27 protein-coding genes are annotated in these 25,798 nt (G+C 55.7%); all 27 read left to right on the top strand.

The window, feature by feature from the left end; translation table 11 throughout:
* Positions 1 to 5 precede the first annotated feature (5 nt).
* The 27 genes from fliQ to E5161_RS04440 all read left to right on the top strand — a co-directional run bounded on the left by fliQ (position 6) and on the right by E5161_RS04440 (position 25,795).
* Positions 6 to 275, top strand: coding sequence for a flagellar biosynthesis protein FliQ (fliQ, locus tag E5161_RS04570; protein ID WP_136776540.1), 270 nt, complete (start codon positions 6 to 8; stop codon positions 273 to 275).
* Positions 276 to 295: 20 nt separating this feature from the next.
* The gene (fliR, locus tag E5161_RS04565) at positions 296 to 1,087 is read left to right on the top strand and encodes a flagellar biosynthetic protein FliR (RefSeq protein ID WP_136776944.1); all 792 of its coding nucleotides are present in this window, start codon (positions 296 to 298) and stop codon (positions 1,085 to 1,087) included.
* 41 nt (positions 1,088 to 1,128) lie between these two features.
* Positions 1,129 to 2,223: a flagellar biosynthesis protein FlhB gene (gene flhB, locus E5161_RS04560; protein ID WP_246042099.1), complete on the top strand. Its 1,095-nt coding sequence runs from the start codon at positions 1,129 to 1,131 to the stop codon at positions 2,221 to 2,223.
* 244 nt (positions 2,224 to 2,467) lie between these two features.
* Positions 2,468 to 4,501: a flagellar biosynthesis protein FlhA gene (gene flhA, locus E5161_RS04555; protein WP_136776539.1), complete on the top strand. Its 2,034-nt coding sequence runs from the start codon at positions 2,468 to 2,470 to the stop codon at positions 4,499 to 4,501.
* Entirely contained in the window at positions 4,498 to 5,850 is a 1,353-nt protein-coding gene (gene flhF / locus E5161_RS04550) for a flagellar biosynthesis GTPase FlhF (protein WP_136776538.1), read from the top strand. Before flhA ends, flhF begins: the two co-directional genes overlap by 4 nt.
* A complete protein-coding gene (locus tag E5161_RS04545) occupies positions 5,843 to 6,706 on the top strand; it encodes a MinD/ParA family protein (RefSeq protein ID WP_136776537.1) in 864 nt (287 codons plus the stop codon). Before flhF ends, E5161_RS04545 begins: the two co-directional genes overlap by 8 nt.
* 46 nt (positions 6,707 to 6,752) lie before the next feature.
* On the top strand, positions 6,753 to 8,198 hold the full coding sequence (locus tag E5161_RS04540; protein ID WP_136776536.1) for a protein-glutamate methylesterase/protein-glutamine glutaminase: 1,446 nt from the start codon (positions 6,753 to 6,755) through the stop codon (positions 8,196 to 8,198).
* Positions 8,199 to 8,249: 51 nt separating this feature from the next.
* Positions 8,250 to 10,298, top strand: a complete 2,049-nt coding sequence (locus tag E5161_RS04535; protein WP_136776942.1) for a chemotaxis protein CheA — start codon at positions 8,250 to 8,252, stop codon at positions 10,296 to 10,298.
* Positions 10,299 to 10,326: 28 nt separating this feature from the next.
* The gene (locus E5161_RS04530) at positions 10,327 to 10,794 is read left to right on the top strand and encodes a chemotaxis protein CheW (protein WP_136776535.1); all 468 of its coding nucleotides are present in this window, start codon (positions 10,327 to 10,329) and stop codon (positions 10,792 to 10,794) included.
* Entirely contained in the window at positions 10,791 to 11,417 is a 627-nt protein-coding gene (locus tag E5161_RS04525; protein WP_136776534.1) for a chemotaxis protein CheC, read from the top strand. The genes E5161_RS04530 and E5161_RS04525 overlap by 4 nt, the downstream gene beginning before the upstream one ends.
* On the top strand, positions 11,414 to 11,908 hold the full coding sequence (locus E5161_RS04520; RefSeq protein WP_136776533.1) for a chemotaxis protein CheD: 495 nt from the start codon (positions 11,414 to 11,416) through the stop codon (positions 11,906 to 11,908). The genes E5161_RS04525 and E5161_RS04520 overlap by 4 nt, the downstream gene beginning before the upstream one ends.
* A 1-nt stretch (position 11,909) precedes the next feature.
* The gene (locus E5161_RS04515; RefSeq protein ID WP_136776532.1) at positions 11,910 to 12,323 is read left to right on the top strand and encodes a hypothetical protein; all 414 of its coding nucleotides are present in this window, start codon (positions 11,910 to 11,912) and stop codon (positions 12,321 to 12,323) included.
* A 16-nt stretch (positions 12,324 to 12,339) separates the two neighbouring features.
* Entirely contained in the window at positions 12,340 to 13,128 is a 789-nt protein-coding gene (locus E5161_RS04510) for a FliA/WhiG family RNA polymerase sigma factor (RefSeq protein ID WP_136776531.1), read from the top strand.
* Positions 13,129 to 13,143: 15 nt separating this feature from the next.
* Positions 13,144 to 14,556, top strand: coding sequence for a flagellar assembly protein A (locus tag E5161_RS04505; RefSeq protein ID WP_281279841.1), 1,413 nt, complete (start codon positions 13,144 to 13,146; stop codon positions 14,554 to 14,556).
* A gap of 33 nt (positions 14,557 to 14,589) precedes the next feature.
* The gene (locus E5161_RS04500; RefSeq protein ID WP_136776530.1) at positions 14,590 to 14,910 is read left to right on the top strand and encodes a hypothetical protein; all 321 of its coding nucleotides are present in this window, start codon (positions 14,590 to 14,592) and stop codon (positions 14,908 to 14,910) included.
* A gap of 33 nt (positions 14,911 to 14,943) precedes the next feature.
* Complete coding sequence (locus E5161_RS04495) at positions 14,944 to 15,531, top strand: hypothetical protein (protein ID WP_136776529.1); 588 nt, start codon at positions 14,944 to 14,946, stop codon at positions 15,529 to 15,531.
* Entirely contained in the window at positions 15,524 to 16,015 is a 492-nt protein-coding gene (locus E5161_RS04490; protein WP_136776528.1) for a hypothetical protein, read from the top strand. The genes E5161_RS04495 and E5161_RS04490 overlap by 8 nt, the downstream gene beginning before the upstream one ends.
* A 270-nt stretch (positions 16,016 to 16,285) precedes the next feature.
* Positions 16,286 to 16,984 (top strand): 30S ribosomal protein S2, encoded by a 699-nt coding sequence (rpsB, locus tag E5161_RS04485; RefSeq protein ID WP_136776527.1) that lies wholly within the window; start codon positions 16,286 to 16,288, stop codon positions 16,982 to 16,984.
* A 138-nt stretch (positions 16,985 to 17,122) separates the two neighbouring features.
* A complete protein-coding gene (gene tsf / locus E5161_RS04480; protein ID WP_136776526.1) occupies positions 17,123 to 17,773 on the top strand; it encodes a translation elongation factor Ts in 651 nt (216 codons plus the stop codon).
* A gap of 73 nt (positions 17,774 to 17,846) precedes the next feature.
* Positions 17,847 to 18,575 (top strand): UMP kinase, encoded by a 729-nt coding sequence (pyrH, locus tag E5161_RS04475; RefSeq protein WP_136776525.1) that lies wholly within the window; start codon positions 17,847 to 17,849, stop codon positions 18,573 to 18,575.
* The gene (frr, locus tag E5161_RS04470) at positions 18,575 to 19,129 is read left to right on the top strand and encodes a ribosome recycling factor (protein ID WP_136776524.1); all 555 of its coding nucleotides are present in this window, start codon (positions 18,575 to 18,577) and stop codon (positions 19,127 to 19,129) included. The genes pyrH and frr overlap by 1 nt, the downstream gene beginning before the upstream one ends.
* A 67-nt stretch (positions 19,130 to 19,196) precedes the next feature.
* Entirely contained in the window at positions 19,197 to 20,009 is an 813-nt protein-coding gene (locus E5161_RS04465) for an undecaprenyl pyrophosphate synthase (protein WP_136776523.1), read from the top strand.
* Positions 20,010 to 20,013: 4 nt separating this feature from the next.
* Complete coding sequence (locus E5161_RS04460) at positions 20,014 to 20,808, top strand: phosphatidate cytidylyltransferase (protein WP_136776522.1); 795 nt, start codon at positions 20,014 to 20,016, stop codon at positions 20,806 to 20,808.
* Between the two features lie 33 nt (positions 20,809 to 20,841).
* The gene (locus E5161_RS04455; protein ID WP_211246688.1) at positions 20,842 to 21,987 is read left to right on the top strand and encodes a 1-deoxy-D-xylulose-5-phosphate reductoisomerase; all 1,146 of its coding nucleotides are present in this window, start codon (positions 20,842 to 20,844) and stop codon (positions 21,985 to 21,987) included.
* Between the two features lie 95 nt (positions 21,988 to 22,082).
* On the top strand, positions 22,083 to 23,342 hold the full coding sequence (gene rseP / locus E5161_RS04450) for an RIP metalloprotease RseP (protein ID WP_136776520.1): 1,260 nt from the start codon (positions 22,083 to 22,085) through the stop codon (positions 23,340 to 23,342).
* A 28-nt stretch (positions 23,343 to 23,370) separates the two neighbouring features.
* A complete protein-coding gene (gene proS, locus E5161_RS04445; RefSeq protein WP_136776519.1) occupies positions 23,371 to 24,825 on the top strand; it encodes a proline--tRNA ligase in 1,455 nt (484 codons plus the stop codon).
* Positions 24,826 to 24,841: 16 nt separating this feature from the next.
* On the top strand, positions 24,842 to 25,795 hold the full coding sequence (locus tag E5161_RS04440; protein WP_246042098.1) for a helix-turn-helix domain-containing protein: 954 nt from the start codon (positions 24,842 to 24,844) through the stop codon (positions 25,793 to 25,795).
* Positions 25,796 to 25,798 lie beyond the last annotated feature (3 nt).

The following is a 25,798-nucleotide window of genomic DNA, read 5'->3' as shown; positions in this document are numbered from 1 at the left end:
AAACGATGAGTTCCGAATTCGTGATCGGCCTGGCCGGCCAGGCACTTTATGTCGTGCTGAAAGCAAGCGCACCGATGCTGGGGATCGGCCTGATCGTCGGTCTGATCGTCAGTATTTTTCAAGCGACGACCCAAATCCAGGAGCAGACGCTTGCCTTTGTTCCCAAAATCGTCGCCGTATTCGTCGCGGTGCTCGTGTTCGGGCCTTGGATCCTGAACGTGCTGGTTGACTTTACTTCCAGGCTGCTTGGCAATCTGGCAAGCTATATCGGATAAAGCCTATGTTGACTACGGATATGATCATGCGGGTTTTTCCCGCTTTTCTGCTTGTCTTTTGTCGAATATCATCCTTTTTTGTTGTGGCTCCGGTGTTTTCAAGCCGGAACATTCCAAGAACTTTTAAAATCGGCTTGTCCTTGTTCATCTCGATCATTGTGTTCCTGACCGTCGGCTTCGACACCACGGTGACGGCGGACGCCGCTTTCGTGCTCGCCTTGTTTCGGGAAGTGCTCGCGGGCTTGCTCATCGGGTTCGTATGTTACCTGTTTTTCGCGGCCGTCCAGACGTCAGGGGCATTCATGGATATGTCGATGGGTTTTGGCATTGCCAACATCATCGATCCGCTCACCGGAGTTTCGGCGCCGATGCTCGGAAATTTGAAGTATATGCTGATGACGCTCGTTTTTTTGTCCCTGAACGGTCATCATTACCTGCTTGCCGGCATCATGGACAGCTATAAATGGATCCCGCTCGACAACAACATGTTCCAATCGATTTATGGAGGAAGCTTGAGCGAGTTCATGGTGCGGACTTTCGCGGACACCTTTTTGCTGGCGCTGCAAATCTCCGCTCCCATCGTCGTGGCCATGTTTTTGACCGATGTCGGGTTGGCGCTGCTGGCGCGTACGGCTCCGCAGTACAACGTGTTCGTCATTGGCGTACCGCTCAAAATTTTGATCGGGCTCGCTATGCTGATTGTTCTCCTTCCCGGCTTCAGCGCCTTGTTTCAAATGCTGTTCGACCATATGTTCCACGCTTTGAGCAAGCTGTTTGTCGTCCTAAAGGGCACTCCGCAGCAGCCGGGCTGATGATTCTTCTAATGATCTGCGCTCACAAGGGAGGTGGCAAAGTGTCCCGTTTTCGTCTCCGGATGGACTTGCAGCTGTTTGCCGGCGAAAAAACGGAGAAGGCGACGCCCAAGAAGAGACAGGAATCCCGAAAAAAAGGCCAGGTGGCCAAAAGCGCGGAAATTCCAGGTTCGCTCATCTTGCTCGGGACGCTGTGCTGCTTTTTAGCGCTCGGTCCGTTTTTCACGGGGCGGGTGAAGGCGCTGTTCGGCGATGTTTTCCAGCACCGGTTGAACATGCAAGTGACCGATCAGAACGTGTCCAGCCTGTTTTTTCATTATATCGTCGAGCTTTTGATCGTGGTTTCACCGATTTTGGTCATCGCGCTTCTGGTCGCTTTTGCCTCGTATTATGTGCAAATCGGCTGGCTGTTCACGACGGAGCCACTGAAATTGAAACTGAACAAGCTGAATCCTTTAAACGGCTTGAAACAGATGTTTTCCATGAGGTCGGCCGTCGAGTTTCTCAAAAGTGCCACTAAGCTCATCGTTATCGGCGTCATCGTGTACTCCGTGCTGATGTCCGAGAAGAAGCGGCTGCTGGAATTGGCGAACATGCCGGTGCAAGGAATATTCGCCTTTACGGCGGACGTGACTTTGCGGCTCGGCTTGCTGGCTTCGGGCGCTTTGTTCTTGCTCGCGCTGGCGGATTACATGTACCAAAAATATGAATATGAAAAAAGCTTGAAAATGAGCAAGCAGGACATCAAAGACGAGTACAAAAACACGGAAGGCGACCCGTTGATCAAAGGAAAGATCAAAGAACGCCAACGCCGGATGGCCATGATGCGCATGATGCAGGAAGTGCCCAAGGCGGATGTGGTCATTACCAACCCGACTCACTTCGCCGTCGCTTTGCAATATGACGGCTCGAAGATGGACGCTCCCACCATTGTCGCCAAAGGGCAGGATTATATGGCGCTCCGCATTCGGGAGATTGCAAGAAAGAATGATGTCGTGATTATGGAAAATAAGCCCCTCGCGCGCGCGCTTTACGAACGGACGGAAATCGGGGACACCGTGCCCGGCGATCTGTTCCAGGCCGTCGCCGAGGTTTTGGCATATGTATATCGCCTCAAAGGCCGCCGCAGGGCGTAAGAATTAAAATGCAGCCGGCTCAACATTAACAGACCGGCTGAGTTGGTGGTTGGAGATTGGCCGGCTCCCGAGAGGGGGCGGAGAGAACGAAATGGTCACGGAAAGTTTACGGCCGCTTTTAAAACCGAGTTGTATCCATCAATAGAATCAAAACAACTTGGTTTTAACGGCGGTGGAGTGACCATTCGTTCTCGGAGTACCCCGATTAACGGGAGAGGACAATTCGGATAGGAGGGATCGCAGCGTGAAAATCAGGGACATCAGCATTTTGCTCGGCATCATCGGCATCGTTCTCATGATGGTCGTGCCGATCCCGACCGGGCTGTTGGACGTGCTTCTTGTCCTCAATATTTCAATAGCGCTCATGATTTTGCTGATTTCGATGAATACCCAAGACGCGCTGCATTTTTCAATTTTTCCTTCTCTGCTGCTGATTACGACGATTTTCCGGCTGGCGCTGAACATCTCCACGACGCGTCTGATCTTACGGGATGCCTACGCCGGCCACGTGGTGGAAACTTTCGGCAACTTCGTTGCCGGAGGTCAGCTCGCCATCGGTTTCGTCGTCTTTCTTATTCTGGTCGTCGTGCAGTTTATCGTCATCACCAAAGGCTCGGAGCGAGTCGCGGAGGTGGCGGCACGATTCACGCTCGACGCGATGCCGGGGAAACAGATGAGCATCGACGCCGACTTGAACGCGGGTTTGATCAATGAAACCCAAGCGCGGGAACGGCGGGAAAAGATCGAGAAGGAAGCCGACTTTTACGGCGCCATGGACGGTGCGAGCAAGTTCGTCAAAGGGGACGCCATCGCGAGCATCATTATCGTGCTGATCAACCTTATCGGCGGATTTATTATCGGAATGGCCATTCACGGAATGAGCATCACCGAATCGCTCAGCAAATTTTCCGTTCTGTCGATCGGTGACGGTCTGGTGAGCCAAATGCCCGCCCTGCTGATCAGCACGGCGACCGGCATTATCGTGACCCGGGCGGCCTCCGAAGGAAACATGGCACAAGACTTGAGCAGCCAAATGTTTCGTTATCCCCGTCTTCTCTATATTGTGGCCGGTACGGTCGCCTTGCTGGGCATCGCAACGCCGATCCCTTTCATGACCACAATGCCTTATGCCCTCATTTTGGTTATCGCCGGTTACCGGCTCCAGAAAAATCTGGACCGCCGTAAACAGGAAGAGGAGCTTCTGGTCGAAGAGAAGGAGATCGAAGAGGTTCGCAGCCCGGAGAGCGTCATCAGTTTGCTTCAGGTTGATCCGATCGAATTCGAATTCGGGTACGGGCTTATTCCTCTTGCGGATACCCAGCAGGGCGGCGACTTGCTCGACCGAATCATCATGATCAGGCGCCAATGCGCATTGGAAATGGGCCTTATTGTGCCGGTTATCCGAATTCGCGACAATATTCAACTAAAACCGAACGAATATGTCATCAAAATGAAAGGAAATTTGGTGGCTCGTGGCGAATTATTGTTAAATCACTACTTGGCTATGAGTCCCGGGTTCGAAGACGACTCGATCACGGGGATCGAAACGCAGGAACCGGCTTTCGGCCTGCCGGCGCTCTGGATCGACGAGAGCACCAAGGAACGGGCTGAGCTTGCCGGTTACACGGTGGTGGATCCGCCTTCCGTCGTGGCGACGCATTTGACCGAAGTCATTAAGAAATACGCTCACGAATTGATCGGACGGCAAGAGACGAAGGCGCTTGTCGAGAGCGTCAAGGAGACGTATCCGGCGCTGGTGGAAGAGCTGATTCCTTCGATATTGAGCGTTGGGGAAATCCAGAAGGTGTTGTCCAAGCTGCTCAAGGAAAAGATTTCGATCCGCGACCTGGTCACGATTTTCGAAACACTGGCCGATTACGGCAAGTACACGAAAGACCCGGAAGTGCTGACCGAATACGTCCGCCAAAGTCTTTCCCGTCAAATCACGCAGCAGTACGCGAGCGTCACGGAGCCGCTGAAAGTGATCACGATCAGCCCGGCCGTGGAGAAAAAAATCGCGGAATCGGTGCAGCAATCCGACCAGGGCAGCTATCTGGCGATGGACCCGGTGTCCTCGCAATCGCTCTATCAGAAGCTGACGGAACAGGTCAACCGGCTGGTGCAGTCGGGGCAGCAGCCGATCATTCTGACTTCTCCGACGATCCGCATGTATTTGCGTCAGTTGCTGGAGAGAAGTCTGCAAGATGTTCCGGTGCTTTCCTACAGCGAGTTGGAGCCCAATATTGAAGTGCAAAGCGTCGGGGTGGTGAACGCATGAAAGTCAAACGATACGTAGTCGACGATTTGCCGCAAGCCGTTCAGATGATCCGCAGCGAGCTCGGTTCCGACGCCGTCATCCTCAATACCAAAGAGATCCGCATCGGCGGATTTCTTGGTATGTTCCGCAAAAAACGGGTGGAAGTGATCGCGGCGGTAGACGAAGCATCGCGCAAAATGCCGGCTCGTCCGCAGCCGGCACGGCCGGCCAAACCCGCGGCCCCCGATAACAAACCGCCCGCATCCGTAACGGATGATCTGCCGGAGCTGCGCACGCCGATACCGAATCAGGCGGTCCGTAGCAAATACGCAGCCGGATCGGGCGCTTCCGCGCCTGCGGCTCCTGCGGGAGTAGCGATTGCGGAACAGGCGGTTGAATATAAACCTCTGTTAGACGAGACGCCGCTTCCGGGTATGGTTGAGGCTGTCCATCCATCCCAAGGACAGACCGGCGGGGAAGCGCCGGCTTCCGAAAATACGCTCACCTTGCTGCAAGAGCTTCGCACGATGAAGGACATGATGGCGAAGCTGACGCGTCAGCAGACGTTCCGCAGCATGCCGGAATCTGTCGTCAAATGGAGCCGGAGACTGGCCGAACAAGGCGTTGATCCGGTCCATGTCGAGCAATTCGCAGAAGAAGTGCGGCACCGGCTGGGCGACGAGGACAAATCGGACGAGTCGGCTTCTTACGAAGCGGCCAAGGAAGTGCTCACGTCCTGGCTGCTGCCATGCGCCGGTTCGGGTATATCACCCGGCATCCGGATCGCACACTTCGTCGGACCGACGGGCGTGGGCAAGACGACCACGATCGCCAAGCTTGCGGCGGAGCAGTCGCTGAACCACCGCAGATCGGTCGGCTTGATCACGGCGGATACGTACCGGATTTCGGCGGTCGATCAGCTTCGTACCTATGCGGACATTTTGAATGTTCCTTTGGAAGTTGTGTTTTCACCGGGAGAATTGACCCGTGCCTATAAGAAAATGGCGGACCGCGATTTATTGTTCATGGATACTGCCGGCCGCAATTACCGTAACGAGATGTTTGTTTCGGAAGTGAACAGCTTGCTCGCTCCTGGCGAGAAATCGGAAACGTTCCTTGTGCTCAGCATGACGCACAAATACGCCGACATGAAGCTGGTGGCCGCGCAGTTCGCCAAATACGGCGTCCGGCGTCTTCTGATCACCAAAACGGACGAAACCGACACGTTCGGCGCGATCGTCAATCTGGTGCGCGAGTTTTCATTTCCGATTTCTTACATTACATGCGGCCAAACCGTGCCCGACGACATTCGTCCCTTCGATCCGGCCGAATGGGTAAACAAGCTGTTGGGGGAACCGGCTCATGAATGATCAAGCGCAAGCGCTCCGGCAGCTCATTATGACACGGGGAAATACCGACACGAAGGCCACGCGGATCCTGACCGTCACCAGCGGCAAAGGAGGGGTCGGTAAGTCGAATTTCAGCTTAAACTTCGCGATGGCGCTCAAACGCCGGGGACACAGCGTGCTGGTGTTCGACGCCGATATCGGCATGGCGAACATCGATGTCCTGCTCGGCACCCCGGCGCAATATAACCTGTTTCATCTGCTTAAGCGGGAGAAAACGATCTGGGACATCATCCAGACGGGGCCGAACGAACTTCCGTTCATCGCGGGAGGCTCAGGGTTTCAAGAGCTCGTACGTCTGGACGATGAAGATATCGAGTACTTTGCCGAGCAGGTTGGCCAGTTGAATGGACATTTCGATTATTTACTGTTCGACACCGGCGCCGGTCTGTCGAAGGAAACGCTTCGGTTCATTACGGCGGCGGAAGAGACGATCGTCGTCACCACGCCCGAACCGACTTCGATCACGGACGCCTACGCCTTGATGAAAATGGTCAAGACCATGGGACACGACGTGCCTTTCCGGCTTGTCGTCAATCGTGTGAGCGACGAGCGCGAAGGTCTGGTGACGGCGGACAACATGCGCCAAGTGGTGCAGAAGTATTTGGCTGTGGACTTGCCGGTGCTCGGATTCATACCGGACGACACCCAGGTGACGAAAGCCGTCAAAAAGCAAACCCCGCTTTCGCTCGCGTTTCCACAGAGTGCGGCCATGCAGGGGATCGACCGGATCGCCGCGTCGTATTTACGGGAAGACAGAGGTCCGGCTCAGCCGGCCGCCGGCGGATTTCTTCAACGCATCAGGCGGCTTTGGAGTTAGGACAAGCAGCAGCTGCGGATAAAACAGCGGAGAGGTGAAGTCGTACATGCCCATCTATCGCGTACTCATCGTGGACGATTCGGCCTTTATGCGCAAAGTGTTCAGCGACAGAATCGGTGCGGACGACGACTTTACGGTGGCGGCCACCGCTTCCGACGGGGAAGAAGCGGTACGCCTGGCGCTCTCGCTGGAACCGGACATCATTACGATGGACCTCGAGATGCCGAGAATGAACGGGATCGAAGCGTTGCGCCGCATTATGGAGGTTCGGCCTACGCCCGTTATCATGCTCTCCGCGATTACGGACAATGGTACCCGAGATACGATAAGAGCACTGCAATACGGGGCATTCGACTTTATCCACAAACCGGATTCTTCGGTGAGACAGGATATCCGGCAGGTCGGCGACGAGTTGCTTAACAAACTGCGGATCGCCTTAGAAGCGGTGAAAACAGGAACATTCCGTATGCTTCCGGCTGTGGAAGACCGGAGCGTCGAAGAATGGCCTTCGCCGCCGGAAACCGCAGAAGGAGTGCCGAAGACGCCGATCTCGACAGAGCCGCCTCCGGAACCGGTGAACACCGTCCCGCCGGACACCGGTTCGAATCAAGTGACGGCTCCCGCGCAAGATCCGGCATTGGGACCGAAGCGGACCAGAGAGATGCACCACCCGCCGGAACCTGCGCCTCAGCCGAAGTCGGCACGACCTTCAGCGAAGACATCTAAGCCGGCCGCCGAAGCTTCATCGCTTCGGCCGCAGTCCAAAACAGTGCCGCGAAGTCCTGAGCCGGTACGTTCCCCCGCGGCGGCAAAGGCGGTCTCGCCGCCGCCAGTTCGTGAGACGAAACGGGAGACGCGTACCTCGGCTCCTGAACCGCGTAAGTCCGCTAAGCATTCGGCGGTATTTTCGCAGATCGTCGCCATCGGAACTTCAACCGGGGGACCGCGCGCTCTGCATGAAGTGTTGACCGGCCTGCCCGCGGATTTCGAAGCGCCGGTGCTGGTCGTTCAGCATATGCCGCCTAAATTCACCCTTTCACTGGCCCAGCGTCTCGACTCGTTTTGTTCGATACGCGTACGGGAGGCGGGGGACGGCGAGCAAGTCGAATCCGCAACCGCGTATATCGCGCCGGGCGGCAAGCATATGTCGCTCATGAAGGAGTCATCGGGCACGTATCGCATCAAGCTCACGGAGGAAGGGCCGCGAAGCGGACACATGCCTTCCGTGGACGTACTCTTCGAATCGCTGGTCGGCCATCGGCAGTTAAAGCGCCATGCCGTATTGATGACCGGCATGGGCAGCGACGGAGCCAAGGGGATGAAGGCGCTGCAAGAAGACGGTGCGGAGACGCGAATCGCGGAAGCGGAAGAAACCTGCGTCGTATACGGCATGCCACGCTCGGCGGTCGAGCTCGGCGCCGCTAACGCCCAGGTTCCGCTTCAGCGTATCGCACCGTTATTGGTGCGCGAAGTGAGATCCCGCAGCAAGTGAAACTGCATGTAGTGGTAAAGCCAACCAGGAGGTGTCCGGCCAGTGGAGGAAATGAATCAGTATTTGTCGATCTTCATCGACGAGGCAAACGAACATCTGCAATCCCTTAACGAGAATATGCTTCGGCTGGAGCAACAGCCGGAAGACATCGACATCGTTCAGGTCATTTTCCGTTCCGCTCACACGCTCAAGGGCATGTCGGCGACGATGGGGTTTGAAGATCTCGCTTCTCTGACGCATGAGATGGAGAACGTGCTGGATCTGGTTCGTAACGGCAAGCTCTCCATGAACGGCAACATTTTCGATACGTTGTTTAAAGGTCTGGACTCGCTGGAAGGCATGATCCAAGACGTGGTCAACGGAGGAACCGGCAAAGCGGACGTCGGAGAGCTCGTCCAGCGTCTGAAGGCGATCGTGTCCGGAGACAGCGCCGGCTCCGGCCCGGCTTCTTCCAAATCCTCCGATTTATCGGCTTCGCTTCTGTTGGATCAGTTCCAACAATCGGTACTGATGCAGTCGCTCGAAAGCGGGCACAGCGCTTATTACATCGAAGTGGCCGTACGCGAGGACTGCGTGCTGAAAGCGGCACGGGCCTATATGGTATTTGATGTTCTGGAACGCAACGGGGAAGTCGTCAAATCCCATCCTTCCGTCCAGGACATCGAACAAGAGAAGTTCGACCGCAGCTTCTCCGTGTATTACATAACCCGGATGGACGAGGAAGCGCTGAAAGAGCAAATCTCGCGCGTTTCGGAGATCGAATCGGTCAGGCTGAACGTCATCGACAAATCTTCGCTCGCCGAGATGGCTCGGGCGGAGAACGAAGCGCCTGCCGCTCCGAATGCCGCGCAACGGGAAGCGGCGGCCGCTTCAACAGCTCCTGCGGCGGCACAGCCCGCGACCAGCGAGAATGCGGCACCGCGTTCGGCTCCTGCCGCCGGCAGCGCGGCTCCGAGAACAATCCGCGTGGACATTGAGCGGCTTGACTCGCTCATGAACCTGTTCAGCGAGATGCTCATCGACCGTGTACGTCTCGAGCAGCTGGCTTCGGAAATCCGCCGCGGCGATTTGACCGAAACGGTCGAGCATATGGCCCGGGTGAGCTCCGATTTGCAAAACATCGTCCTTAAGCTCCGAATGGTGCCGATCGACAGCGTCTTCAACAGGTTCCCCCGCATGGTGCGAGACTTGGCGAAGTCGCTGAACAAAAAGGTTGACCTGGTCATCAGCGGAGCGGAGACGGAGCTTGATCGGACCGTCATCGACGAAATCGGAGATCCGCTGGTGCATTTGATCCGGAACGCCGTGGATCACGGGATCGAATCGATCGAGGACCGGCTCGCGGCGGGGAAACCGGAGATCGGTACGGTTCATTTGCGGGCCTACCACAGCGGGAACCACGTCTTTATCGAAATCGAGGAAGACGGACGCGGGATTCATCGCGACAAAGTGCTGGCCACCGCGGTGAAGCGCGGAGTGGTCACGCCGGAGGCCGCCAAGGCGCTCACCGACGACGAAGTGAATATGCTCATCTTCGCGGCAGGCTTCAGCACGGCAGACAAAGTGTCGGACATCTCGGGACGGGGCGTCGGTCTCGACGTGGTCAAAGCGAAGATCTCGTCGCTCGGCGGTCACGTATCCGTCACCTCGGCGCCGGGCAAAGGTACGACCTTCTCGATCCAATTGCCGCTTACCTTGTCCATCATCGCGGCGATGCTCGTAAAGCTAGGGTCGGAAAAGTACGCATTCCCGCTTTCTTCGATTGTGGAGACGTCGACGGTCAAGCGGGATCAAATTCGCTCGCTGCACGGCACGAATATCGTGGAGTACCGCCAGTCGGTGATTCCGGTGCTGTCTCTGGCGCAGCTGGTCGATTCGCCGGATTATCGCGACGCCGAAGAGACGGAAACCGAAATGCTCGTCATCCGCAAAGGGGACAAGCTGGCTGCGGTACTTGTGGATGAATTCATCGGTCAAAGCGAAATCGTTCTGAAAACGCTGGGCAAATATTTGAAGAACCTCGACCTCGTATCCGGAGCGACGATCCTCGGGGACGGCCAAGTGGCACTTATTATCGATCCGAACGCGTTAATCAAGTAAACCGGAACAGTCATAAGGAGGAGTTCGCATGGCAGAAGAGCTCAAAGTGATCGTGTTCACGTTAGCGAATGAAGAGTATGGCATTGAAGTCGACAAAGTCCGTTACATCGAGCGGATGCTCCCGATCACCCGGGTTCCCAAAACCCCTTCGTTCGTAAAGGGCGTCATCAACCTGAGAGGCGTCGTCGTGCCGGTCATCGACCTTCGCGGCCGCTTCGGGCTCGCTGAGACGGAGCCGACCGAAAGCTCGCGGATCATCATTGTCGCGGCTAACGACATGGAGATCGGCTTTATCGTGGATTCGGCGAACGATGTGTCGGATGTGATGAGCGACAGCATCGAAGTCCCGCCTGAAGTCGTTGGCGGAGTCAAAGCCAAATATTTGAGCGGCGTGGCCAAGCTGGACGAAAACCGCCTTCTGATCCTGCTGAATCTGACCGAGGTGCTGAACCGCTCGGAAATTATCCAACTTGAACAATTCGGAAGCGAATCGTGAGCTTGTTTCCGAACGATGAGGCTTTTAAGCTGGACGTGCTTCGCGAGGTGGGAAACATCGGCTCCGGACACGCTGCCACTGCGCTCTCGACCTTAATGGACAGGCCGGTGGATATGGCCGTTCCTACCGTCAGCCTGCTCCCGTTCGAATCGATCGCGGAGCGGGTCGGAGGACCGGAAGAGCTGGTGATCGCCGTTTTTTTCCGGGTGGAAGGACCGGCTCCGGGGAACATGTTTTTTATCCTCCATCCGCGGTCGGCACGCCGCCTGCTCGCACGATTTGAAGTGTTGAAGGGTTCCGAAGGAGACGAGTACACGTATTCGGAATTGGAACTCTCCGCGCTGTGTGAAATCGGCAACATTCTCGCCGGCTCCTACTTGTCGTCGCTCGGCGATTTAACAGGTCTGTACATGTCGCCTTCCGTGCCTTCGATCGCCTTCGATATGGCGGGAGCGATCCTCAGTTTCGGGTTGCTGCAATTCGGGGTGATGGGAGATGAAGCGCTGCTCATCGACACCACGTTGGTGGAAGGCGGACAAAAGACGGAGGGACAGTTTTTCCTGATTCCCGATCCGGAGTCGTTCGATAAGTTGTTTCGGGCGCTCGGGGTGCCGGTCGAATGACGGAAATGACCTTCATCAAAGTTGGCATGGCCGATTTGAACATTGCAGGCGACGGTGCGGTGCTCAAAACGACAGGCCTCGGCTCATGTGTCGGCATAACCTTGTACGACCCGATTTTGAAATTGGCCGGGATGGCCCACATCATGCTTCCGGATTCGCAGATTGCGAAGGAAGGGCAGCTCAATATCGCCAAATACGCGGATACCGCGGTTCCGGAGCTCGTTCGGAGGCTTCGTGAAAAAGGCGCGGACGTCAAGCGGCTGGTAGCGAAAATGGCCGGCGGCGCGCAAATGTTCGCTTTTGCGGTGGGAAGCGACTCGATGAGAATCGGTCCCCGCAACGTGGAGTCCACCAAGCTCGCGCTTCAGGCATTTTCGATCCCGCTGTTGTCGGAGGATACCGGGGCGAATTACGGGCGTACGGTCGAATTGGACAGCGGTACCGGAATATTTACGATCCGGAGCGTGCAGTTCGGAGTAAAGGAGATTTAGCATGATTGGTTCTTGGCGCTGGAATGCCGCTTTCGGCGGGTTTGGAGCGGCGTTGACGTTCCTGTTCTCGTTGGCGAACAACCCGTTCGGAACCACAATTCTTCGCACCTTGCTCGGTTTCGCGGCTTTCGGTTTGATGGCGTTTGCGGTCCGTTTCGTGCTGGGATGGCTGTTGATCCCGCCGGCGCAGCCTTTCCAGGCTGAGCTGCCCGAGGAAGAGCGGGGCTCTGTTCTGGATCTAAGGACGCCTGATGACGACCGGCTGCTCAGCGAAATGCTGAAAGAGCAGTGGTCGGACGGCAAAGAAGCGGGTGTAGCCGGCTTTCAGCCGCTGCAGCCCAAACGATTGGTCTCACTGGACGATCCCGACCCCGAGCAAGTGGTTCAGGCCATTCGCCGCCTGAACGATGAATAAGGAAGGTGAAGCAAAAATGGTCGATCAATCTCGTTCCCGGTTGTCTCATCAGGAATTGTGGCTGAGTTGGAAAGAGGCCGGAGATCCGGATGCCAGAAAGTCGTTGATCGAGCATTATTTGCCGCTGGTGGAATACGTGTCGAGCCGAATGGCCGCCACTTTGCCCAAAAACGTCACGAAGGACGATTTGGCCAGCCACGGCGTCATGGGTTTGATTGATGCCATAGAGAAATTCGATTACCGGCGCGGGCTGCAATTCGAAACTTACGCTTCCTGGCGGATCCGCGGAGCCATTATCGACGGGCTCCGCCAAGGAGATTGGGTGCCGCGGTCGGTTCGCGAAAAGGCGAAAAAAATGGAGGACGCATACGGAGTGCTGGAGCAGCAACATTTGCGCTCCGCCACGGACGAAGAAGTATGCGCCTACCTGAACATAACGGAAAAAGAATTTCAGCAAATGCTTCAGGAAGTGGCGGTTGCCGCCGTGTGTTCGCTGGAGGATCCGATCCGGGAAGAAGAGTCCGAGACTCGCTTGTCGCTGTTGATCGATGACAAAGCGCTGAATCCGGAGTCGAAAGTGCACGAAACATTTCTGAAAGAAACGCTTACGCAGGGAATCGGGCGTCTGACGGAGAAAGAACGTACGGTAGTATCTTTGTTTTATTACGAGGATCTTTCGCTGAGTGAAATCGCGGAGGTCATGTCTTTGTCGCCATCCCGCATTTCGCAGCTTCATTCCAAAGCGATCTTGAGACTGCGCGGCGCTTTGGCCAAACAAAAAGACCATCTGCTTCAAAATCGATGAAAGGAGGCGCTGCTTGTGGCAACCCATGATCCGTCGCAGCTTCAGCAATGGCTGCAGGTCTCGGTTTCTGAGGACAAAATGTATGCTTATTTGATATTCCGGCATGTGGAAGAGGAAGTCCGGCTGACCGCCGGCCAATTGGAGACCTTCCTATTCTCCCAAGGAGTAAAATTCGGCTTGCAGCAAGATTCGTTGTATTTGATCAGCCAGCGGCCGCAAGATTTCTATTTTACCCAAAACGTCGTGGCGGTTGGAATTCCTCCAACGAACGGCAAGGACGGCAGCATTCGCGTTCTGTTTGAATTGGACGATCAGAAAAACCGCCGGCCAACGGAGCGGGAAGACGGCAGCGTTGACTATAAGAATGTTACCCAACTGGCCAATGTGAAGGCCGGGCAGTTGATCGCCGAGCGGGTTCCGCCCGTTCCGGGAATTCCCGGCAAAGCGGTTACCGGCGAGGACGTCGCATGCAAGGACGGCAAGGAAGCAAATTTTAAAATCGGCAAAAACGTGGTCGTCAACCCGGAAAAAACGGCGATGTATGCGGCCATTGACGGACTTGTGACAAAGACCGAAAAAGATAAGCTCAACGTTTTTCCGGTATTCGAAGTGAACGGAGACGTAGACTACAATATCGGAAATATCGATTTTGTCGGCAACGTGGTCATACGGGGAAACGTTTTGACCGGGTTCCGCGTCAAGGCGTCCGGAGACATTCGGGTAACCGGCGGAATCGAGGGCGCCGAAGTAGAGTCGGAAGGTTCGATCGAGATTTCCGGCGGCATCATCGGGAGCAACAAAGGGTACGTGAAGGCAGGCCGAAACATCCGCTGCTCCTTCATACAAGAAGGAAATGTATATGCGGCCGAGGAAATCATCGTTCATCAAAGCATTATGCACTCCAATATTCGCTCCGGTAAAAATGTGATCTGCAACGGGCCGAAAGGGCTGGTGGTCGGAGGGCTGGTGCAGGCCGGCGAACGGGTCATCGCCCGCACGATCGGCAATTCCATGTCCACCGCCACGGCAATTGAGGTCGGCGTGCAGCCGGAGCTCCGCCAGGAGCTTGTGGACTTGAAGAAGCAGTTGAACGAATTGAGGGAGAACATCGACAAATCCGACAAAGCTTTAGCCCTCATCGACCAGCTCGCGGTTACAGGGCAATTGTCTTCGGATAAGCTTGCGCTCCGAACGAAGCTCAGTGCGACGAAAAAGCAAAGCACGGAACAGATACAGATCGCGAAGGAACGGGTATTGGAAATCGAAATGACGCTGGAAAACACCACGTTGGCCAGGGTGGATGGGGTGCATACGGTCTTCGGAGGCACCAAAATCGTGGTCGGACGATATACGCGGTTCGTGAAGGACAGCGTGCAGCGCGTCTCCTTCCGTCTGATGGACGGAGATGTAGGAATGGTTCCGCTATAAAGGATAAACCATTTTTAGGCTGGAGTGATGACCATGCCTTACCGACCGATCGATCTGCAGACCTCGATTCCGCGGGCGGCGGAGCTGACACCGTCGGCGCAATATCAACAGCATCGGACCGCCTCCGAACAAGCCATGCTGGCGCAGCAGACGGTGAAAAACACCGAGCGGCAAGCACAGCGCAAGACGAAGGCGGAATCGGCGTCGGGCGGCGGCATCACAGATCGGCAGCCGAAGGGCGGCGGAGGCCGTCAAGGCTCCAAAGACCAGCATCCGCACGGCGGAGCGCAGCAGCAAGAGACGAATCGCAGCGAGCACCCGTTCAAAGGCAAACATATCGACTTCATGGGGTGACAACGGCGCCGGGAAAGGGGAGCGACACGAATCATGAGTCCTTGGTTAAGCGTCGTATTATTCGGCGTTGCCGTATTCGGTTTCTCATGGCTGATGCCCAAACGCGGCCAGGGAGAAGACCGTGCCGGAATCGTCGGCGAGGCGGCGTACGACCGGCTGCTGGAAGATCTCGAGATGGAAAACCGCGAGCTTGTGGACGCGGTAGCCAAATTTAAGGATGAACAAGATGAGACCGTTCGCAGACTCGGCAATCGGATTGTCGAAATGGAACGGCAGATGAAATTATGGACGGACCAACAGTTCTCAGCTCCCGCGGTGCCAAGCTTGCAGACGGCTTCATCTGCGGGATCGCCGGCGGCACCGGTAACGGTGGAAGCATCGGCAATACCGGCAGCCTCTGTTGAAGTGCCGGAAGCTCCCGCACCAGCGGCGGAAGAGCAGGCGGGAGTCGAAGAAACGGATGTGCCGTCGACTTCCATCCGCGTCCGCTATGCCGAGTTGATCGCGATGCACGACAAAGGCCGGTCGGTGGAGCAGATCGCCAAAGCGGCGGGGATGAATAAAGGCGAAGTGCAATTGATTTTGCAGCTTGCGCGGCGGGAGGAAGAGCAGCTTGCGTAAACACCGGTCATGGCTGATGGGCTTCGGCATCGGGATTATTCTCGGCGCTTGCATGCTGCAGCTGATCACCTTCTCCGAGAAGCAGGATCAAGCGTTGTCGATCGGATCGGGCGCACTCACGCGCGCGGAATTAGAACAAGCGGCGCAGAATCAGGGGCTGGCACTTCTTCCGGCGGACGAGAAGACTTACACGCAGCAGCAGCTCGAACAAGAGATCGCGAAAGCGAAAGCCGACTCTTCCAAGGGACAAGCAACGGAGGACCCGGAGAATCGTTCGGTCAGCCTTTACGTGAAATACAACACGAGCTTGGAAGAAATCGCGTGGAAGCTGGAAGCTCTCGAGGTCATTAAAGACGCCGACGATTTCATCAGCAAAGCGTACGATATCCGCAAGAAGCTGGCCATCGGAACGAGCACGTTTAAAGACCAACCGACCTACAAGCAAATCATGGACGAACTCACACGTATCAAAAAAGACGAATAACGCTCGAACCGCCGCACTGTTTCCGGTGCGGCGGTTTTTTTACGCCGCGGGGCCCACACACCCACCGCAATTCTCTTTGGATGCGGCATGAAATGATTTGCGTCCGCCATGCGAATATGTTATATTATCTGTCGGTGTGAAAAAACACACGCCGTTCAATTTCGTCAATGGTGCTTCCTTTCGAGGTTCCTGTACAGGGAGTTTTGGCGAAAGATGCGAGCGGCGGCGGAGATTCACCTAAAAAACCATTTTATCAGGAGGTACGGAACCATGGCAGTTATTTCCATGAAGCAGCTTCTCGAAGCTGGGGTACACTTCGGTCACCAAACCCGTCGCTGGAACCCGAAAATGGATAAGTACATCTTTACCGAGCGTAACGGGATCTATATCATCGACCTGCAAAAAACGGTAAAGAAAGTTGACGAGGCGTACAATTTTGTTCGCCAACTCGCAGAGAACGGCGGCACGATGCTGTTCGTCGGCACGAAGAAGCAAGCGCAAGATTCCGTGAAAGATGAAGCGGAACGCGCCGGCATGTACTACATCAACCAACGCTGGCTCGGCGGCACGCTGACCAACTTCTCCACGATCCAGAAGCGGACTGATCGTCTGCATCAACTGAGCCGTTGGGAAGAAGACGGCACGTTCGAAGTCCTGCCTAAGAAAGAAGTTATTTTGCTCCGCAAGGAGAAAGAGCGCCTGGAGAAATTCCTCGGCGGCATCAAAAACATGCGCAAACTGCCGGACGCACTGTTCATCATCGATCCGCGCAAAGAGCGTATCGCTGTTGCAGAAGCACGCAAGCTGGGCATCCCGATCGTCGGCATCGTCGACACGAACTGCGATCCGGACGAAATCGACTACGTCATTCCGGGCAACGACGACGCCATCCGCGCCGTGAAGCTGCTCACAGCCAAAATGGCGGACGCGATCGTAGAAGCTCACCAAGGCGAAGAAACGACGGCATAAGCTTCAACTTCCATTTCGCGACAAACAAAGGGTGGTCAGAAGCGAACCTTCTCACCGCCCTTTTTTTAAAAAACACAGGACGCTCTCCGTACATAAGAAGACCGGACTGGAGAGCGCAAATTTCAGGAGGGAATCCACTTGGCTATTAGTGCAGCAGACGTTAAAACGCTCCGCGAAAGAACAGGAGCCGGTATGCTCGATTGTAAGAAGGCTTTGGAGGAAGCGAACGGCGATTTGACGAAAGCGTCCGAACTGCTCCGCGAGAAAGGCCTGGCGGCAGCCGCGAAGAAAGGCGACCGCATCGCCACCGAAGGCGTCGTCGAATCTTACATTCACGCCGGAGGACGCATCGGCGTTCTGGTCGAAGTCAACTGCGAAACTGACTTCGTCGCGAAAACCGATCAGTTCCGCAGCTTCGTGAAGGACATTGCCATGCAAATCGCGGCGGCCAACCCGAAATTTTTGAGCCGTGAAGAAGTGTCCCAGGAAGAATTGGACAAGGAGAAGGAAATTCTCCGCAACCAAGCGCTGAACGAAGGCAAACCGGAAAAAATCGTCGACAAAATGGTCGAAGGTCGCATGAACAAATATTACGAAGAAAACTGCCTGATGGAGCAAGCGTTCGTGAAAGATCCGGACAAAAACATCACGACGCTGCTGAACGAGAAAATCGCCGCCATCGGCGAAAAAATTTCTATCCGCCGTTTTGCCCGTTTCGAACTGGGTGAAGGCTTGGAGAAAAAAGTAGACAACTTCGTCGAAGAGGTTATGGCCCAGGCGAAGCTGTAATAAGCCATCGCCGATTCGGGAACACGCCTGTGTTCCCTCTTTTTAAACCACGAGACGATGGAGGTAACACAATTTGGAACGTCCGGTATATAAACGCGTAGTTCTCAAGGTGAGCGGCGAATCGCTCTCGGGCCCGAACGGATACGGGATCGAAGCGGCTACCATCCTGTCGATTGCGGAGCAGGTGAAGGAAGTCGTCGCACTCGGAGTGGAAGTCGCCATCGTTTGCGGCGGCGGCAACATTTGGCGGGGAATCGCCGGAAGCCAAAAAGGCATTGACCGCGCGACTGCCGATTACATGGGCATGCTCGCAACGGTTATGAACTCGCTTGCTTTGCAGGACGCATTGGAACAAATGGATGTTCCGACACGCGTGCAAACGTCCATCGCCATGCAGCAAATCGCAGAACCTTACATTCGCCGCCGCGCGATCCGTCATTTGGAGAAGGGACGCGTCGTCATTTTCGCTGCGGGTACGGGCAACCCGTTCTTCTCGACCGATACGACGGCCGCGCTGAGAGCAGCGGAAATCGAGGCGGAAGTCATCCTGATGGCCAAAAACAAAGTGGACGGCGTATACAGCGCAGATCCTTTCAAGGATGCCAACGCGGAGAAATACGAACAGCTTACTTACATGGAAGTATTGAGCAAAAACTTGGGCGTCATGGACTCCACGGCCTCCTCGTTATGTATGGACAACAACATTCCGCTTCTCGTATTCGCCATTACCGAGAAAGGAAACATTAAACGTGCCGTAATGGGCGACAAAATCGGCACGATCGTGAAAGGGAGTGTAGACTAGTGCCGCAAGCGATCAAGAAAGACGCCGAAGAGCGTATGGAAAAAGCATTGGCCGCTTTGAAGCGCGATTTGTCGACTCTGCGCGCCGGACGCGCGTCCCCGGCTCTGCTCGAGCGGGTGCAAGCCGAGTATTACGGCACCCCGACGCCGATCAATCAGCTTGGATCGGTCAACACACCGGATTCCCGTACGCTGGTCATCCAGCCGTGGGACAAAACCGCGCTGTCCGCGATCGAGAAAGCCATTTTGAAGTCCGAGCTCGGTCTGAATCCGGCCAATGACGGCTCGATCATCCGGATCGTGATTCCTCCGCTCACGGAGGAGCGCCGCAAGGAACTCGTCAAAGAGACGAAGAAGTTCGGCGAAGAGGCCAAAGTGGCGATTCGTAACATTCGCCGGGACGCCAACGACGACATCAAGAAAAAAGAAAAAGACGAAATTTCCGAAGACGAGTCGCGGCGTCATCAAGATGACGTTCAGAAGCTGACCGACCGGTACGTCGCGGAAGTCGATAAAATTTTGGCCTCGAAAGAAAAAGAAATCATGGAAGTGTGAAACAACTGCTTCGACCCCTCCGTCAGGTGGGGTTTATTCTCTTTTTGCTACTTAAGGGGGAACAGCCATGAGCAGCCGTTTCACCGGCGGTTGGCTCCACAAGCTTCGAGCCGGTTTTCCCGGTTCGGCAAATCGACAAAAACTTGCCCCTGGGATCGACGGGAATGCCGAGCCTTCCGGCGATAACATTCCGCACCATGTCGCGATCATCATGGACGGCAACGGGCGTTGGGCGAAATCTCGCGGCCTTCCCCGGATCGCAGGCCATCATAACGGGATGAAAGCGGTCAAACGAATTGCCAAAGCTGCGGACCGCATTGGCGTCAAAGTGCTCACGCTGTATGCTTTTTCGACCGAGAACTGGAAGCGGCCCAAAGACGAAGTGGATTTTTTAATGAAGCTTCCTCAAGAGTTTCTTTCCATTGAATTGGCCGAATTGATTGAGAACAACGTGCAGGTTCGCATGATGGGTTACCTAGAAGGGCTGCCTTCTCATACGCTGGCTGCGGTGGAAGAAGCGGTCAGGCGCACGAAAGGCAACACGGGACTCATTCTCAATTTTGCTTTGAATTACGGAAGCCGGCTGGAAATGGTCGACGCGGCCCGCCAGCTCGCGCGCGAGGCGGCGGAAGGCCGGCTGGATCCCGCGGCGATAGAGGAAGAACATATTGCTAGCCGGCTGCTCACAGCCGGAATACCGGATCCCGACTTGCTCATCCGCACAAGCGGGGAGCTGCGTTTGAGCAATTTTATGCTGTGGCAGCTCGCGTATACGGAGTTTTGGTTTACGGACGAGTATTGGCCGGGGTTTACGGAACAACATTTTTTCGAAGCCATCCGTGAATATCAGCGGCGGGCGAGACGATACGGAGGGCTGTAAGCGCATGGTGCAACGAATCGTCACCGGTGTGGTGGCGGGAGCCGCGTTTCTGGGGCTGCTGTGGCTTGGAGACTGGTACTATTCCCTCCTGCTTGTGGCAATGGCCGTGATCGGCTATGACGAATTCGCCAAGATGAACGCACTTCCCCGGACCCGCTGGGACGTATTGGCCGGGTTCGCCGCCGTCATTCTTCTTACCTTAACGCAGCTGCCGGCCTCATGGAATATTCAATTGCCTTCATTCGAGCGTGTTTCTTGGATTTTCATGTTTGTGGCGCTGGCTGCCACGGTCATCAGTAAAAACCGCATTCAATTGGAAAACGCGGGCATATTGTTCCTGGGCGCGGTATATGTGGGCACAGGGTTTCATTTTATGCTGGCCACCCGGGAACTCGAACACGGGATTTTCTGGTCGGCGTTAACCTTCGTCTGTATTTGGGCGTCGGACGCGGGCGCTTATTTCGTCGGCAAAGCGATCGGCCGAACGAAACTGTGGCCGGCCATCAGTCCGAACAAAACGATTGAAGGATCTGTCGGAGGGTTGGTGATCGCGGTCATCGCGGCATTGGCGTTCGCATGGTTCCAGCCTGAATGGCTGGGTTATGCCCAGGCGGCGGCCATCGGAGTCGTGGCGGCTGTTGCCGGTCAATTCGGAGACTTGATTCAATCCGCGTATAAAAGATTCCGCGGGGTCAAAGATTCCGGACATCTGCTGCCGGGGCACGGCGGCATTCTGGATCGGACGGACAGCTGGCTCATCGTGTTTCCGTTCGTCCACTTGCTCGGACTGTTGGGCTAGTCGATCAGTGAGTACATAACGCGGGGGTTTATCATGAAAAAAGTTGCCGTTCTCGGCAGTACGGGGTCCATCGGCACCCAGACGCTCGATGTGATCTCGCGGGAATCGGATCGATACGAAGTCGCTGGACTTGCGGCCGGCTCGAATGTCGAGCTGCTTCTTGAGCAGGCGGAGGCATTCCGGCCGAAGCTCGTTTCGGTGGCCACGAAAGAGCTGGCCGGCCGGATTCGCGACCGCCTGCCTTCCGGCACCCGAATCGTGTTCGGCGAAGAAGGATTAAACGAAGTCGCGGCCGGAGCGGGAGCGGATTTCGTCGTCTGCGCGCTCGTCGGCAGCCTGGGCATACGGTCCACGCTGGCGGCGATCGACGCCGGCGCCGCGATCGGACTGGCCAACAAGGAGACGCTCGTCACCGCCGGCCATCTGGTCATGGCGCGGGCCGAGGAGAAAGGCGTCGACCTGCTGCCGGTGGACAGCGAACATTCCGCTTTGTTTCAATGCTTAAACGGAGAGCCGCGATCCGCCCTCAAACGCCTGATCTTGACCGCGTCCGGCGGAAGCTTCCGCGACAAGACGAGGGATCAGCTTCGCGGTGTTACGGTAGAAGATGCGCTGAAGCATCCGAATTGGAGCATGGGTGCCAAGGTTACGATCGACTCGGCGACCATGGCCAATAAAGGGCTCGAGGTCATCGAAGCGCACTGGCTGTTCGGCGTGCCGTACGACCGGATCGACGTCGTTATTCACCCGGAAAGCATCGTTCATTCGATGGTGGAATTCGAAGATACGAGCGTGATGGCGCAGCTCGGCAATCCGGACATGCGGGTGCCGATCCAATATGCGCTCACCTATCCGGAGCGCCGTCCTTCACCGGCTTCGCCGCTTGATCTGCTCGCCAGGGGGGCGCTGCATTTCCGGCCGATGGATTTGGAACGTTATCCCGCCCTGCGGCTCGCCTTTGCAGCGGGACGCGCAGGCGGAACTGCGCCGGCCGTGTTCAATGCCGCCAACGAGGTTGCGGTCGCCCGGTTTTTACGCGGGGACATTCCGTTTCTAGCCATCGAAACGATGATCGAGGAAGTATTGAATCTTCACACGCCTAAGGCCTCGCCGGATTTGGAGACCATTCTCGAAACCGACCGCTGGGCCCGGCAAAAAGCCGAATCGCTCCGCCCGTGAAACCTGTTTCCTGTCCGTCCGTATTCTCTTGAATCGGTCCGGAGAATAATGTTAATCTAAGGACAGCCGTTTTGCGGCGACGGGAGTGATCTTACATGCAGCAAATACAGGTCGTGATCTCGACCGTTCTCATGTTTTTTTTGCTCGTATCTCTTCACGAGTGGGGGCATTTTTATTTCGCGAGACGCGCGGGAATCCTCGTCCGGGAATTCGCCATCGGATTCGGGCCGAAGCTGTTCTCCGTGAAACGTGGAGAAACGCGCTACACCATTCGCCTGCTGCCGATCGGCGGCTTTGTGCGGATGGCGGGGGAAGATCCGGAAACGGTGGAGATTCAGCCGGGCCTGACCGTGGCAGTGCGGATCAAGAACGACCTCGTCACCCGCATTTACTTGGACCGGCTTGACGAACGGTCCGATGTGCTCCGGGGAGAAGTCAAGTTCGTCGATCTCGAACGGGAACTCAACCTGCGTCTGGATGTTGACGGCGATGTGCAGCTGCTGAAGATACATCCGCAAGCGTTGATCGTCGCAAGAGGACGGGAAACGCAAATCGCGCCTGTCGACCGCCAATTCGGGAGTAAGACGGTCGGACAACGAGCGCTCTCCATTTTTGCGGGTCCGGTCATGAACTTTATTTTGGCGTTCGTATTGTTTGGGGTCGCCGTGCAATTGTCGGGCGTAGTGGTCGATAACCCGACGAAAGTGCTTATTAACGGTGTGACGAGCGATTCTCCCGCAGAGAAAGCCGGCCTCCGCAAAGGCGATTGGGTCAAGTCCGTCAACGGCCAGTTGATCGGCGGAGACATTGAAACCTTCGTGAAACAAATCGGCGAGTCCAAGGGCAAACCGATGAAATGGGTGGTCGTGCGGGACGGAGTGGATGTTCCGTTAACCGTCACGCCGGGTCAGGACGGCAAGGTCGGCATTTATCCGGGACCCGAGAAAAGGCGGCCCGCCGCCGGCGAAACGATCGGTATTGCCGGGCAGTCGATGGTCAGTTGGACACAAGTCATTTTTGACGGTTTCCGTAAAATCGTCTTCGGCGATGTGAAGCTGAAGGATATGAGCGGACCGGTTGGGACGACCAAAGTGACGCTCGATATCGCCAAACAAGGCATGCCCTATCTCGTGAACTGGGCGGCCATTCTAAGTCTGTATCTCGGTATATTCAACCTGCTGCCGATTCCGGCGCTGGACGGAAGCCGGTTGTTGTTCCTGGGCATCGAAGCCGTCAGAGGACGGCCGATCGATCCGAACCGGGAAAGCATGGTGCATTTTATCGGATTCGCGATGCTTATGCTGCTGATGGTCGTGGTGACGTATAACGATATTTTAGGATTGGTCAAAAAATAAAGCTGCTGTCGGGGGATGGAGAACCGTCATGTCGAAGGACAAGGACAAAGGATTTGTAACGGAAATTACGCCTCAGGGAGAAGATTTCTCCCGTTGGTATATCGATGTGATCAAGAAGGCCGAGCTGATGGACTACTCGCCGGTCCGCGGCTGCATCGTATTTCGTCCGGACGGCTACGAGCTTTGGGAGAACATGCAGCGCGAGCTGGATCGGCGGTTTAAGGACACCGGCCACCGCAACGCCTATTTTCCGCTTTTCATTCCGGAAAGCTTTTTTCAAAAAGAGAAGGAGCACGTGGAAGGCTTTAATCCCGAGCTGCCTTGGGTGACGGAAGCGGGCGGAGAAAAGCTGGAAGAGCGCCTCGCGATCCGGCCGACGTCGGAGACGATGATCGGACACATGTATGCCAAGTGGATCAACTCCTACCGCGATTTGCCGCTGCTCATCAACCAATGGGCGAACGTCGTCCGTTGGGAGAAGCGCACGCTGCCGTTCCTGCGTACGAGCGAATTTTTGTGGCAGGAAGGCCATACCGCGCATGAGGATGAAGCGGACGCCCGCAAAGAAACGATGACGATGCTCGATGTGTACACCGATTTCGTCGAGAACGTGCTTGCGATTCCGGTCATCAAAGGGCAAAAGACGCCGTCCGAAAGATTCGCGGGTGCGGTCGATACTTACTCTATCGAGGCGATGATGCGCGACGGACGAGCCGTCCAGGCGGGCACTTCCCATTATCTCGGAACGAAGTTTGCGGTCGCTTTCGACATCAAGTACTTGAGCCGTGAAAATACGCAGGAATACTGCCACACGACGTCTTGGGGCGTCAGCACGCGACTCATCGGCGCGCTCATCATGGTGCACGGCGACGACCGCGGCCTGATGATTCCGCCGAAAGTGGCTCCGACGCAGGTCATGATGATCCCGATCGGTCCGCCGAAAACACGTGAGCAAGTGATCGCCAAAACGGACGAGCTGTTTGCCGAGCTGAAGAAAGCGGGCATTCGCGTCCGCGTCGACGACCGCTCAGACGTATCGCCGGGCTGGAAGTTTAACGAATACGAAATGCGCGGCATTCCGATCCGGCTCGAGCTCGGGCCTCGCGATCTCGAGAACGGCGTGTGCGTGCTCGTCTCCCGCGTCACCGGAGAGAAGAAGCAGGTGCCGCTGGACAACCTCGTGGCGGAAGTACAAACGATGCTGGACGAGGTCCATCAACAGATGTTTGACCGGGCGCTGAAGTTCCAACAGGAGCACTTCTTCTCGGTCGACACGCTGGACGAGCTGAAGGCCAAGCTGGAAGAGAAGCGCGGCTTCGCACTGGCCGGCTGGTGCGGTTCCGAAGCCTGCGAGAAGCAGGTGAAGGAAGAAACCGGCGCCACGAGCCGGAACATCCCGTTCGAGCCGTTCGAGAAAAAGCACAAGTGCCTCGTCTGCGGCGACGCAGCGGAGCACACCGTGGTATTTGCGCGGGCATATTGAGGTTTAGGGAATCCCCATGTTCGGCCGGAAGGCCGGGCGTGGGGATTTTTTTTGTTGGCAGGCGGCCTCGGTATTTTACCGAAGCTTTTTGGCATCTTCCAGATGCTGCGCAATTCCTGTAAAATATTACATCATGACAACCATCAACTTTAACGTTGTGCCTCTTTCTCCAACTTTAAACCGGGATGTTGAGTGCCTGCGAATCTCGACTTACGCGGGAGATCAGCCGCTTGAGGTTAAGGTATGTCCGAGTGGCTATCCGGGTATCGTCTTCCAGCTTGCAGCGGATCATACCTCCGCGATTGAAAGCATTGCCATCCGATCCGCCCAAACATCTCATATCCCAATCTTATTTCTGCATGGTCAAGGTTCGGAACCAAGTATTATGCGTTTTAGAGGCACTCCTTATACGACGATTCAAGTGGTTTTTAAGCCCCATGCGCTTTACAGCTTGTTTGGCTGGGATGCGGCTGGTCATAATCAAGGCTTCTTGGCCCCGGATCAATTTGACGCGGTAGAACTCGGAAGGCAGCTATTGTCAGCGTATTCGACTGAGGAGCGAGTTTCTCTGCTCAATCATTTCCTCATAAATCGAATCATACAAACAAATAAACGGGACGAGCTCATTGAGTCGGCGCTTGATTATATTCGAGACAATATAATGAGCGTTACAGTGCCAGATCTGGTTGCAACTTTTCATATATCCGAGCGGCAATTCCAGAAACGCTTCACCCGTGTCGTAGGAATGCGGTCACATCTATTCATCAGGGTGAGACGCGTCAATGAAGCTTTGCGCTTGATGCATACAGGTCAGTACGAAAGATTGTCTGACGTTGCCTACGCACTGAACTATCATGATCAGTCGCATTTTATACGCGATATGAAGTCGTTCTCTTGGGTAAGCCCAAAACATATCGCGATGAAGGTGAGTGATTTTCATAGCGACTTGGCAGGCTCCTCCTACATATAGAAT

Source organism: Cohnella pontilimi (assembly GCF_005049045.1).
GTDB classification, from domain to species: Bacteria; Bacillota; Bacilli; order Paenibacillales; family Paenibacillaceae; genus Cohnella; species Cohnella pontilimi.
The sequence above is the reverse complement of the archived record's forward strand: the minus strand, read 5'-3'. Positions and strand labels throughout refer to the sequence as shown.

Coding starts and splice junctions, on each gene's coding strand:
- fliQ (WP_136776540.1), top strand. CDS start 6: ATGAGTTCCGAATTCGTGATCGGCCTGGCCGGCCAGGCACTTTATGTC.
- fliR (WP_136776944.1), top strand. CDS start 296: ATGATCATGCGGGTTTTTCCCGCTTTTCTGCTTGTCTTTTGTCGAATA.
- flhF (WP_136776538.1), top strand. CDS start 4,498: ATGAAAGTCAAACGATACGTAGTCGACGATTTGCCGCAAGCCGTTCAG.
- E5161_RS04545 (WP_136776537.1), top strand. CDS start 5,843: ATGAATGATCAAGCGCAAGCGCTCCGGCAGCTCATTATGACACGGGGA.
- E5161_RS04540 (WP_136776536.1), top strand. CDS start 6,753: ATGCCCATCTATCGCGTACTCATCGTGGACGATTCGGCCTTTATGCGC.
- E5161_RS04535 (WP_136776942.1), top strand. CDS start 8,250: ATGAATCAGTATTTGTCGATCTTCATCGACGAGGCAAACGAACATCTG.
- E5161_RS04530 (WP_136776535.1), top strand. CDS start 10,327: ATGGCAGAAGAGCTCAAAGTGATCGTGTTCACGTTAGCGAATGAAGAG.
- E5161_RS04520 (WP_136776533.1), top strand. CDS start 11,414: ATGACGGAAATGACCTTCATCAAAGTTGGCATGGCCGATTTGAACATT.
- E5161_RS04515 (WP_136776532.1), top strand. CDS start 11,910: ATGATTGGTTCTTGGCGCTGGAATGCCGCTTTCGGCGGGTTTGGAGCG.
- E5161_RS04510 (WP_136776531.1), top strand. CDS start 12,340: ATGGTCGATCAATCTCGTTCCCGGTTGTCTCATCAGGAATTGTGGCTG.
- E5161_RS04500 (WP_136776530.1), top strand. CDS start 14,590: ATGCCTTACCGACCGATCGATCTGCAGACCTCGATTCCGCGGGCGGCG.
- E5161_RS04495 (WP_136776529.1), top strand. CDS start 14,944: ATGAGTCCTTGGTTAAGCGTCGTATTATTCGGCGTTGCCGTATTCGGT.
- rpsB (WP_136776527.1), top strand. CDS start 16,286: ATGGCAGTTATTTCCATGAAGCAGCTTCTCGAAGCTGGGGTACACTTC.
- E5161_RS04465 (WP_136776523.1), top strand. CDS start 19,197: ATGAGCAGCCGTTTCACCGGCGGTTGGCTCCACAAGCTTCGAGCCGGT.
- E5161_RS04460 (WP_136776522.1), top strand. CDS start 20,014: ATGGTGCAACGAATCGTCACCGGTGTGGTGGCGGGAGCCGCGTTTCTG.
- E5161_RS04455 (WP_211246688.1), top strand. CDS start 20,842: ATGAAAAAAGTTGCCGTTCTCGGCAGTACGGGGTCCATCGGCACCCAG.
- rseP (WP_136776520.1), top strand. CDS start 22,083: ATGCAGCAAATACAGGTCGTGATCTCGACCGTTCTCATGTTTTTTTTG.
- proS (WP_136776519.1), top strand. CDS start 23,371: ATGTCGAAGGACAAGGACAAAGGATTTGTAACGGAAATTACGCCTCAG.
- E5161_RS04440 (WP_246042098.1), top strand. CDS start 24,842: ATGTTCGGCCGGAAGGCCGGGCGTGGGGATTTTTTTTGTTGGCAGGCG.